The organism is Serratia sp. TSO36 (assembly GCF_057808395.1).
The window spans coordinates 367,125-377,590 of the sequence record NZ_JBJZOU010000024.1; the positions used below are offsets into that span (position 1 = coordinate 367,125).

The 10,466-nt window shown below is 58.9% G+C and carries 12 protein-coding genes; 11 read left to right on the plus strand and 1 reads right to left on the minus strand.

The genetic code is table 11. From position 1 onward, the window contains the following. Nucleotides 1–39: 39 nt before the first annotated feature. The 8 genes from aroQ (at nt 40) to fis (ending at nt 6,752) form a co-directional block, all read left to right on the plus strand. Nucleotides 40–492 (plus strand): type II 3-dehydroquinate dehydratase, encoded by a 453-nt coding sequence (gene aroQ / locus ACK3CV_RS22520; protein ID WP_004936891.1) that lies wholly within the window; start codon nt 40–42, stop codon nt 490–492. 32 nt (nt 493–524) lie between these two features. After that, nucleotides 525–992: an acetyl-CoA carboxylase biotin carboxyl carrier protein gene (gene accB / locus ACK3CV_RS22525; RefSeq protein ID WP_033636178.1), complete on the plus strand. Its 468-nt coding sequence runs from the start codon at nt 525–527 to the stop codon at nt 990–992. A 12-nt stretch (nt 993–1,004) separates the two neighbouring features. Continuing rightward, nucleotides 1,005–2,354 carry an acetyl-CoA carboxylase biotin carboxylase subunit gene (gene accC / locus ACK3CV_RS22530; protein ID WP_004936886.1) on the plus strand — a complete coding sequence of 450 codons (1,350 nt, stop codon included), beginning with the start codon at nt 1,005–1,007 and terminating at the stop codon, nt 2,352–2,354. 151 nt (nt 2,355–2,505) lie between these two features. Further along, nucleotides 2,506–2,748 (plus strand): YhdT family protein, encoded by a 243-nt coding sequence (locus ACK3CV_RS22535; protein ID WP_033636179.1) that lies wholly within the window; start codon nt 2,506–2,508, stop codon nt 2,746–2,748. Continuing rightward, nucleotides 2,738–4,183 carry a sodium/pantothenate symporter gene (panF, locus tag ACK3CV_RS22540; protein ID WP_033636180.1) on the plus strand — a complete coding sequence of 482 codons (1,446 nt, stop codon included), beginning with the start codon at nt 2,738–2,740 and terminating at the stop codon, nt 4,181–4,183. Before ACK3CV_RS22535 ends, panF begins: the two co-directional genes overlap by 11 nt. Before the next feature lie 11 nt (nt 4,184–4,194). Next, nucleotides 4,195–5,076, plus strand: coding sequence for a 50S ribosomal protein L11 methyltransferase (gene prmA, locus ACK3CV_RS22545; RefSeq protein WP_033636181.1), 882 nt, complete (start codon nt 4,195–4,197; stop codon nt 5,074–5,076). Between the two features lie 393 nt (nt 5,077–5,469). Continuing rightward, nucleotides 5,470–6,474, plus strand: coding sequence for a tRNA dihydrouridine synthase DusB (gene dusB / locus ACK3CV_RS22550; RefSeq protein WP_004936856.1), 1,005 nt, complete (start codon nt 5,470–5,472; stop codon nt 6,472–6,474). Beyond that, on the plus strand, nt 6,456–6,752 hold the full coding sequence (fis, locus tag ACK3CV_RS22555; RefSeq protein WP_000462905.1) for a DNA-binding transcriptional regulator Fis: 297 nt from the start codon (nt 6,456–6,458) through the stop codon (nt 6,750–6,752). Before dusB ends, fis begins: the two co-directional genes overlap by 19 nt. Before the next feature lie 128 nt (nt 6,753–6,880). Here fis and ACK3CV_RS22560 read toward each other — a convergent pair whose 3' ends face one another. After that, a complete protein-coding gene (locus ACK3CV_RS22560) occupies nt 6,881–7,222 on the minus strand; it encodes a hypothetical protein (protein ID WP_004936850.1) in 342 nt (113 codons plus the stop codon). Nucleotides 7,223–7,479: 257 nt separating this feature from the next. On the opposite strand from ACK3CV_RS22560, the gene lpxO reads away from it, so the two are divergent. The 3 genes from lpxO to ACK3CV_RS22575 all read left to right on the plus strand — a co-directional run bounded on the left by lpxO (nt 7,480) and on the right by ACK3CV_RS22575 (nt 10,421). Then, the gene (lpxO, locus tag ACK3CV_RS22565; RefSeq protein WP_049212963.1) at nt 7,480–8,385 is read left to right on the plus strand and encodes a lipid A hydroxylase LpxO; all 906 of its coding nucleotides are present in this window, start codon (nt 7,480–7,482) and stop codon (nt 8,383–8,385) included. 297 nt (nt 8,386–8,682) lie between these two features. After that, the gene (gene lpxP, locus ACK3CV_RS22570; RefSeq protein ID WP_033648968.1) at nt 8,683–9,603 is read left to right on the plus strand and encodes a kdo(2)-lipid IV(A) palmitoleoyltransferase; all 921 of its coding nucleotides are present in this window, start codon (nt 8,683–8,685) and stop codon (nt 9,601–9,603) included. A 119-nt stretch (nt 9,604–9,722) separates the two neighbouring features. Then, nucleotides 9,723–10,421 (plus strand): CTP synthase C-terminal region-related (seleno)protein, encoded by a 699-nt coding sequence (locus ACK3CV_RS22575; protein ID WP_223182021.1) that lies wholly within the window; start codon nt 9,723–9,725, stop codon nt 10,419–10,421. The last annotated feature ends 45 nt before the right edge of the window (nt 10,422–10,466 follow it).

Consider the following 10,466-nt stretch of genomic DNA (forward strand, 5'->3'; position numbering starts at 1 on the left):
TTCTACGATGATGGTTTTATTGCCGGAGATACCAGCACAATGGCGGATAAGTTTCACATTTTGCTTCTGAACGGCCCCAATCTCAATCTGCTGGGGACGCGTGAGCCGGAGAAGTACGGCAGCACGACGCTGACAGAGATTGTTAACGGATTGGAAAACCAGGCATCCGCATTGGATATTACCCTGAGCCATCTGCAGTCCAACGCCGAGCATCAGCTGATCGATCGCATCCATCAGGCGCGCGGCAACACCGATTTCATTCTGATAAATCCGGCGGCGTTCACGCACACCAGCGTGGCGCTGCGCGATGCGTTGCTGGCGGTGCAGATCCCGTTCATCGAGATCCACCTGTCCAACGTGCACGCCCGCGAACCTTTCCGCCATCACTCTTATCTCTCAGACGTAGCGGTAGGCGTGATTTGCGGCCTCGGCGCGGATGGCTACGCTTTCGCTTTACAGGCAGCGGTTAACCGTCTGTCGAAAACCCACTAATTGCTCCACAAAAAGAGTACGGAATCACACTCATGGATATTCGTAAAATCAAGAAACTGATCGAACTGGTTGAAGAATCAGGCATTTCTGAACTGGAAATCTCTGAAGGCGAAGAATCGGTTCGCATCAGCCGTGCCGCACCGGCGCAGGCTTATCCCGTCATGCAGCAGGCCTACGCGATGCCGGCACAGCAGCAGCCAGCCCTGGCTAACGCCGTTGCCACCGCGCCTGCGGCAGAAACCCCTGCAGCACCGGCGGCCGTGAGTGGCCACGTCGTTCGTTCCCCAATGGTAGGCACCTTCTACCGCACCCCAAGCCCGGACGCGAAAGCCTTCGTGGAAGTGGGCCAGAAAGTGAACGCCGGCGATACCCTGTGCATCGTTGAAGCCATGAAAATGATGAACCAGATCGAAGCGGACAAGTCCGGCGTCGTGAAAGCCATCCTGGTGGAAAACGGCCAGCCGGTCGAATATGACGAGCCGCTGGTCGTCATCGAATAACGAGGCGCCCCCATGCTTGATAAAATTGTTATCGCCAACCGCGGCGAGATCGCGCTTCGCATCCTGCGTGCCTGTAAAGAACTGGGCATCAAGACCGTTGCGGTTCACTCCGCGGCCGACCGCGATCTGAAACACGTGCTGCTGGCCGACGAGACCGTCTGCATCGGTCCTGCGCCATCGGTAAAAAGCTACCTGAACATCCCGGCCATCATCTCGGCGGCGGAAATCACCGGCGCCGTGGCGATCCACCCGGGCTACGGCTTCCTGTCCGAGAACGCCGACTTCGCCGAGCAGGTTGAACGCTCCGGCTTCATCTTCATCGGCCCTAAAGCCGAGACCATCCGCCTGATGGGCGACAAGGTTTCCGCGATCAACGCCATGAAGAAAGCCGGCGTGCCGTGCGTACCTGGCTCCGACGGCCCGCTGACCGACGACATGGATAAAAACCGTGCCTTCGCCAAGCGCATCGGTTATCCGGTGATCATCAAGGCCTCCGGCGGCGGCGGCGGTCGCGGCATGCGCGTGGTGCGCAGCGACAAAGACCTTGAGCAGTCCATCAACATGACGAAAGCGGAAGCCAAAGCGGCTTTCAACAACGACATGGTGTACATGGAAAAATACCTGGAGAATCCGCGCCACATCGAGATTCAGGTATTGGCCGACGGCCAGGGCAACGCCATCTATCTGGCCGAGCGCGACTGCTCCATGCAGCGCCGCCACCAGAAAGTGGTCGAAGAAGCGCCGGCGCCGGGCATCACCAGCGAAATGCGCCGTTACATCGGCGAGCGCTGCTCGAAAGCCTGCGTGGAAATCGGCTACCGCGGCGCGGGCACCTTCGAGTTCCTGTATGAAAACGGCGAGTTCTATTTCATCGAAATGAACACCCGTATTCAGGTAGAGCACCCGGTTACCGAAATGATCACCGGCGTGGATCTGATCAAAGAGCAGCTGCGCATCGCTGCCGGTCAGCCGCTGTCGATCAAACAGGAAGAAGTGAAGATCCACGGCCACGCGGTAGAATGCCGCATCAACGCCGAAGATCCGAACACCTTCCTGCCGAGCCCGGGCAAGATCACCCGCTTCCACGCGCCAGGCGGTTTCGGCGTGCGTTGGGAATCTCATATCTACGCCGGTTATACCGTACCGCCGTACTATGACTCCATGATCGGCAAACTGATCACCTTCGGCGAAAACCGTGACGTGGCGATTGCCCGCATGAAAAACGCCCTGGCTGAACTGATCATCGACGGCATCAAAACCAACGTTGAGCTGCAGCAGAAGATCATGAACGACGAAAACTTCCAGCACGGTGGAACCAACATCCACTATCTGGAGAAGAAGCTGGGTCTGCAGGAAACCTAAGGCAGCACGCAGCATCGTCTGACGAAAGGCCGGTTAATCACCGGCCTTTTTCTTTGGCGTTGCCGCCAGTAACGGCTTGGCAAAACGCCGTCATGCCGTAAAATTCCCTACCTTTGATGAATCCATCACCGTAAACCTATGGGAGACACGGATGGACAAACGCTTTATTCAGGCGCACCGCGAAGCGCGCTGGGCGCTGGGGCTGACGCTGCTCTACCTGCTGGCCTGGGGGCTGGCAGCCTATCTGCCGGACAGCGCCGTCGGCGTCACCGGCCTGCCGCACTGGTTCGAAATGGCCTGCCTGCTGGTGCCGCTGCTGTTCATCGGCCTGTGCTGGCTGATGGTGCGCACGGTGTTCCGCGACATTTCGCTGGAGGACAGCGATGCAAACTGAAGTGATCCTGCCGCTGGTCGCCTACCTGCTGCTGGTATTCGGCCTGTCGGTATACGCCTATCGCCGCCGTCAGAATGGAAATTTCCTCAGCGAATATTTCCTCGGCAACCGCTCGATGGGCGGCTTTGTGCTGGCGATGACCCTGACCGCCACCTACATCAGCGCCAGTTCGTTTATCGGCGGCCCCGGCGCCGCCTACAAATACGGCCTGGGCTGGGTGCTGCTGGCGATGATCCAGCTGCCGGCGGTGTGGCTGTCGCTCGGCGTGCTGGGCAAGAAATTCGCCATCCTGGCGCGGCGCTACAACGCTATCACCCTCAATGACATGCTGTATGGCCGCTACCAAAGCCGCCTGCTGGTGTGGCTGGCCAGCCTCAGCCTGCTGGTGGCGTTCCTCGGTGCCATGACGGTGCAGTTTATCGGCGGCGCACGCCTGCTGGAAACCGCCGCCGGCATTCCTTACGACACCGGCCTGCTGATCTTCGGCATCAGCATCGCGCTGTACACCGCCTTCGGCGGCTTCCGCGCCAGCGTGCTGAACGACGCCATGCAGGGGCTGGTGATGCTGCTCGGCACCGTGCTGCTGCTGGTGGCGGTGATCCATGCCGCCGGCGGACTGGACAGCGCAGTCAGCAAACTGCAGCAGATCGATCCGGCGCTGGTGTCGCCGCAGGGCGGCGATCAGATCCTCAGCCTGCCGTTTATGGCGTCGTTCTGGATCCTGGTGTGCTTCGGGGTGATCGGCCTGCCGCACACCGCCGTGCGCTGTATCTCCTACAAGGACAGCAAGGCGGTGCACCGCGGCATTCTGCTCGGCACCGTGGTGGTGGCGGTGCTGATGTTCGGCATGCACCTGGCCGGCGCACTCGGCCGCGCGGTGTTGCCGGATCTCAAGATCCCCGATCAGGTGATCCCGACGCTGATGATCACCGTGCTGCCGCCGTACGCCGCCGGGATTTTCTTGGCGGCGCCGATGGCGGCGATCATGTCGACCATCAACGCCCAACTGCTGCAATCCTCCGCCACCATCATCAAGGATCTCTACCTTGGCGTACGCCCACAGCAGATCCACAACGAGCGGCTGATCAAGCGCTTCTCCAGCCTGACCACGCTGATCCTCGGCCTGTTGGTGCTGTTGGCGGCCTGGCGGCCGCCGGAGATGATCATCTGGCTCAACCTGCTGGCTTTCGGCGGGCTGGAGGCGGTGTTCCTGTGGCCGCTGGTGCTGGGCCTGTACTGGGAACGCGCCAATGCTCAGGGAGCGCTTAGCTCAATGGTGTCGGGTGCGGTATGCTATACGCTATTGGCCAGCTTCAACCTGCAGCCGGCGGGGCTGCACCCTATCGTGCCTTCGCTGTTGCTCAGCCTGTTGGCGTTTTATCTCGGTAACGTCGTCGGCGAAAAGCGCCGGACGGCGTCATCATTACCCTCTTGAAGAGAATTGCTATGCCTTGGATCCAACTCAAACTGAACACCACCGGCAGCCAGGCGGAAGACCTGAGCGACGCGCTGGTGGAAAGCGGCGCCGTGTCGGTGACCTTCCAGGACACCCACGACAACCCGGTGTTCGAACCTTTGCCGGGTGAAACCCTGCTGTGGGGCGATACCGACGTGATCGGCCTGTACGACGCGGAAACCGATATGGCCGAGGTGGTGGCGATGCTGGAACAGCACCCGCTGCTGGGCGCCGGTTTCCGCCACAAGATAGAGCAGCTGGAAGATAAGGACTGGGAGCGCGAATGGATGGATAACTTCCACCCGATGCGCTTCGGCGAGCGTTTGTGGATCTGCCCGAGCTGGCGCGACGTGCCGGATCCCGATGCGGTCAACGTGATGCTCGATCCGGGCCTGGCGTTCGGCACCGGCACCCACCCGACCACCGCGCTGTGCCTGCAGTGGCTGGACGGCCTCGATTTGGCCGGCAAAACCGTTATCGACTTCGGTTGCGGTTCCGGCATCCTGGCAATCGCCGCGCTGAAGCTGGGTGCAGCGCGCGCTATCGGCATCGACATCGATCCCCAGGCCATTCAGGCCAGCCGCGACAACGCGCAGCGTAACGGCGTTTCAGAGCGTCTGGAGCTGTATCTGCCGAAAGACCAGCCGGCGGACCTGCTGGCGGACGTGGTGGTCGCCAACATCCTCGCCGGCCCGCTGCGCGAGCTGGCGCCGCTGATCGGTTGCCTGCCGAAGGCCGGCGGCCATCTGGGGCTGTCCGGCGTGCTGGCCAGCCAGGCGAGCAGCGTTGCGCAAGCCTACGAAGAGAAGTTCACGCTCGACCCGGTCGCCGAGCGTGAAGAGTGGTGCCGCATCACCGGCCGCCGCAAGTAAGCGTCACGGTCTATTGCTCCCTCATCCACCGGCCCTGCGCCGGTGGATTTTTTTTGCCTGGCGATCGGCCCGCGGGCGAGACAAAATTTTATGCAATTTTTCGCCGTTCAACGACGGATCGCCCTGACAATGCGCCTTCCAGGCAGGCTATCCCGGCAAAAAACGCGGGTGAATGCAGATAATATTCTGCGCAAAGGCGAATATTTTACCGCACACAAAATAAGCACTTTTCGTCAACTCATTGTAAAATATATACAATATTTTTATGAATCACTGCGCAGCGCATTTTTTGCCCTAATATCGCGCCAATTGGTTAAAGTTTGGCCTTTCATCTCGGCGCAAAAATGCGTAATATACGCGCCCTTGCGGACACAGTATGGTCACTCTTTGTCTATGCGCATTGGACACCACCAGCTTACTAATTGCCTGATTGCGGCCCCGATGGCCGGTATTACAGATCGCCCGTTCAGAACCCTCTGTCATGCAATGGGTGCTGGGATGGCTGTATCCGAGATGCTCTCCTCCAACCCGGAGGTGTGGCGGACGGATAAGTCGCGTCTGCGTATGGTGCATAGCGATGAACCAGGGATCCGCTCCGTGCAGATTGCCGGATGCGATCCTGATGATATGGCCGCCGCCGCGCGTATCAACGTGGCCAGCGGCGCGCAGATCATCGACATCAATATGGGATGCCCGGCCAAAAAAGTGAACCGGAAGCTTGCCGGGTCCGCCTTGTTGCAGTACCCGGATCTGGTTAAACGGATCCTCCACGCGGTGGTTGACGCGGTGGATGTGCCGGTAACGCTGAAGATTCGCACCGGCTGGGCGCCAGAGCATCGTAACTGTGTAGAGATTGCCCAACTGGCCGAAGACTGTGGTATTCAGGCCCTGACGATTCACGGCCGAACCCGCGCCTGTCTGTTTAACGGCGACGCGGAATACGACAGCATTCGGGCAGTTAAGCAGAGTGTTTCCATTCCGATTATCGCGAATGGGGATATTACTGACCCGCATAAAGCCAGAGCAGTGCTCGACTACACCGGGGCCGATGCCCTGATGATAGGCCGCGCTGCTCAGGGGAGACCCTGGATCTTCCGGGAAATCCAGCATTATCTGGACACTGGGGAGTTGCTGCCGCCGCTGCCGCTTGGCGAGGTGAAGCGCTTGTTGATTGGGCACATTCGGGAATTGCACGGCTTCTATGGCCAAGGCAAGGGATTCCGGATTGCTCGTAAGCACGTGTCCTGGTATCTCCAGGAACACGCTCCGAATGACCAGTTTCGGCGCACATTCAACGCCATAGAGGATGCCAGCGAACAGCTGGAGGCGTTGGAGGCATATTTCGAAAATCTTAGCGTAAAAAAAGAGCTGACAGAACTATGTTCGAACAACGCGTAAATTCTGACGTACTGACCGTTTCTACCGTTAACTCACAAGATCAGGTGACTCAAAAGCCTCTGCGTGACTCGGTTAAACAAGCACTGAAGAACTATTTTGCTCAACTGAACGGTCAAGACGTAAATGACCTGTATGAGCTGGTACTGGCTGAAGTTGAACAGCCACTGTTGGACATGGTGATGCAATACACCCGTGGCAACCAGACCCGCGCAGCCCTGATGATGGGCATCAACCGCGGCACGCTGCGCAAGAAGCTGAAAAAATACGGCATGAACTGATACTAGTCAGTTAACGTGTTGAAAAGGCGCTTTATCTCATTTGATAAGCGCCTTTTTCTTTTGGGGCGCCCCCGGTTTGCGGGCAATAAAAAAGGCCGCAGCGCGGCCCTTGTGGCAAAGCGGCGACCTTATTCGGTCACTTTGTTCTTGAGGCTTTCCGCCCCTTGCTTGGTCTTGTCCCAAGCCTTCTCTGAACCTTGCTTGGTGGAGTGCCAGGCCTTTTGCGAGCCTTCGCTCACTTTGCTGCCGACGCTGTCGCTCTTGCCTTCGGCGGCGTGCTTGGCTTTCAGCTTCAGCTCTTCACCCTTGTCCTGAGACTGGTGCAGCTTTTCTTTGGCGGTATCCGCTCCTTTGTGCGCTTCGGCAACGACCTCGTTGCTGGCGTGAGCGGCGGTGTCGGTCGCGGTCTCAGCGGCGAACACCGGGGAAGCGAGCAGCAGTGCAGACAAGGCAATGATTGATTTCTTCATAAGTCCCTCTTTTCTCAGATACGTGCCATTCGTCATGAAATAAGATGGCACACAATCCCGTTAAAGAAACCTAAGAATAGTACGAAAACCAAAAATACCAACATAAAATATCAACACTCACATCTTTATTAACTTTTCATGCCATCTACGTTCAACAATGGCGAAATGGCACGAAAAAGTTAAATTTTATCTGTCACAAAACTATAATTTTTACGTTTTTTACCTCGTAATAATCAGTAATGACAGGGATGGATTCTATGGTTGCCGTCATCATCATAGGCGTTTTTATCGTCAGCTTCCTTTACGCACACTCCCGCGGCAAGGAGAAACAAAAGCTTACCCGCCAACTGTTCGATCACTCCACCTTTATGGGGCCGATCAATATGTTTATGACCGGTTTCTCCCGTTTGCCCGCCAGGCAGCCCTATTTCGACGAAAAAGTTTTCCCGGAGCTGCAGACGCTGACCGACAACTGGCAGGTGATCCGCGAGGAAGCGGTGCGCTTGCAGCATCACATCAAAAAGGCGCAGTCGCACAACGATGCGGGGTTCAACACCTTCTTCAAACGCGGCTGGAAACGTTTCTATCTGAAGTGGTACAGCGACAGCCACCCTTCGGCGCAGACGCTGTGCCCAAAAACCGTCGAGCTGCTCAACCGCATCCCGTCGGTCAAGGCCGCGATGTTCGCCGAGCTGCCGCCCGGCAGCCATTTGGGTAAACACCGCGATCCTTACGCCGGCTCGGTGCGCTATCACCTGGGGTTGATGACGCCCAACGACGATCGCTGCTTCATCGAGGTGGACGGCGAGCAGCACAGCTGGCGCGACGGCGAGGCGGTGATCTTCGACGAAACCTACGTGCACTGGGCGCAGAACGCCACCGATCAGACGCGCATCATTCTGTTTTGCGACGTCGAGCGGCCGATGAAATGGCGCTGGGCGCAGGCGGTCAACCACTGGGTCGGCGCCACGCTGATGTCGGCGGCCAGCTCGCCAAACGACGATCAGGACCGCACCGGCGGCATCAACCGCATCTTCAAATACGTCAACGCGGTGCGCGATGCCGGCCAGCGCCTGAAGGCGCGCAACCGCCGCGGTTACTACCTGCTGAAATGGCTGGTGATCGCTGCGATTTTCGCCGCGATTATCATTCCCAGCCTATAAAACGCGCCAATCTTCAACTCGGGGGCAACGCGAATGAGAATATTCGCATGCCCCTCTTCCGCCACACCCCGTACCCTGTGTTAACATACACGTTCCTAGAGCCGCCTCCGCTGGCCAACAGCTATCCCTCCGAAGCCTGATAGCAGCGCAAACCGCCCTTCGAATGTAAATGTTTAGTCAATTATGGAATTCCGACTAAACCCTGGCCGTACTTGGGTGTCTGAGTAGTCGTATCGCTATCGAGTGGATCCTTTATGCGTTACAGGTTGCTACCCCCTAACGCATAAACGAGCTGCTATGAAACGCCAAAAGAGATTTCAACTTTCCTTGCTGCACCCGCGCTACTGGCTGACCTGGTTCGGCCTGGCCCTGCTGTTCCTGCTGGTACAGCTCCCTTACCCGTTGCTCAATCGGCTGGGGGTGTGGATGGGGCGCACCTCGATGCGTTTTCTTAAGCGTCGCGTCACCATTACCCGCCGCAACCTCGAACTGTGCTTCCCCGAGATGGACGAAGCGCAGCGTGAGCGCAAAGTGGTGGGCAACTTCGAATCGCTCGGCATGGGCCTGCTGGAAACCGGCATGGCCTGGTTCTGGTCGGATAAACGCGTCAAGCGCTGGTTCAACGTCTCCGGCATCAACCACCTCAAAATGGCGCAGCGCGACGATCGCGGCGTGCTGGTGATCGGCGTGCACTTTATGTCGCTGGAGCTGGGCGGCCGGGCGATGGGCCTGTGCCAGCCGATGATGGCGATGTACCGCCCGCACAACAACAAGGCGATGGAGTGGGCGCAGACCAAGGGTCGCATGCGCTCCAACAAGGCGATGATCGATCGCAAGGATCTGCGCGGCATGGTGCACGCGCTCAAGCGCGGCGAGGCGGTATGGTTCGCGCCGGATCAGGACTACGGCCCGCGCGGCAGCGTATTCGCGCCGCTGTTCGCCGTCGATCAGGCCGCCACCACCAGCGGCACCTTCATGCTGGCACGCATGGCCAACCCGGCATTGGTGCCGGTGGTGCTGATCCGCCGCGAAGGCGGCCGCGGCTACGACCTGCTGATTCAACCGGCCCTGGAAGACTACCCGCTCAGCGACGAACAGGCGGCGGCGGCTTACATGAACAAAGTGATCGAGAAAGAGATCATGCGGGCGCCGGAGCAATACATGTGGCTGCACCGCCGCTTCAAAACCCGACCGGCCGGCGCGCCCTCGCTGTACTGAGCCTCTTTTTTCTTTCCAGCCCGGCCAACGCCGGGCTTTTTTGTGCGCCACGTTTAAAAAGCGGCGGCTCGACACTCTACTTTCCTGTAATCTCCTTTTTTACCCGCACAGGAAAGGAAATGATGAAAGCTCAAGTTCGCATTGCTCTGGTCGGTGATTACAACCCGCAAGCCGTGGCCCATCAGGCCATCCCCGTGGCGCTCCAGCTCACCGCCGCCCATCTCGACATCGACGTGCAGCCCCAATGGCTACCGACAGAAACCCTGACCTCCCCCGACGTGCTGCAAAATTTCGACGCCATCTGGGTGGTGCCGGGCAGCCCGTATCGTTACGACGACGGCGCCTTTATGGCGATCCGCCATGCGCGGGAAAACGACGTGCCGTTCCTCGGCTCCTGCGGCGGTTTTCAATACGCCATCGTCGAGTACGCCCGCAACGTGATGGGCTGGCACGACGCCGGCCATGCGGAAACCGACAGCGGCGGCCGATTGGTGATCGCCCCGCTGAGCTGCTCGCTGGTGGAAAAAACCGGCGACATCGTTTTTCAGCCTGACACCCGCGTCGCGCAGGCCTACGGCAGCCTGAACACCCATGAAGGCTACCACTGCAACTTCGGCGTGAATCCGGAGTTCGTCGCCGATCTTGAGCGCTTCCCGCTGATCGTCAGCGGCCACGACACCGAAGGCGACGTGCGCGCCATCGAACTGCCGGGCCGGCGTTTTTACGTCGCCACGCTGTTCCAGTCGGAACGCGCCGCGCTGCGCGGCGAGCTTTCACCGCTGGTGGTGGAACTCGTCAAAACCGCCGCCAACGGGTAAAAAAAAGCCCTCTTGCGAGGGCTTTCTCATCGGATACATCCCGCC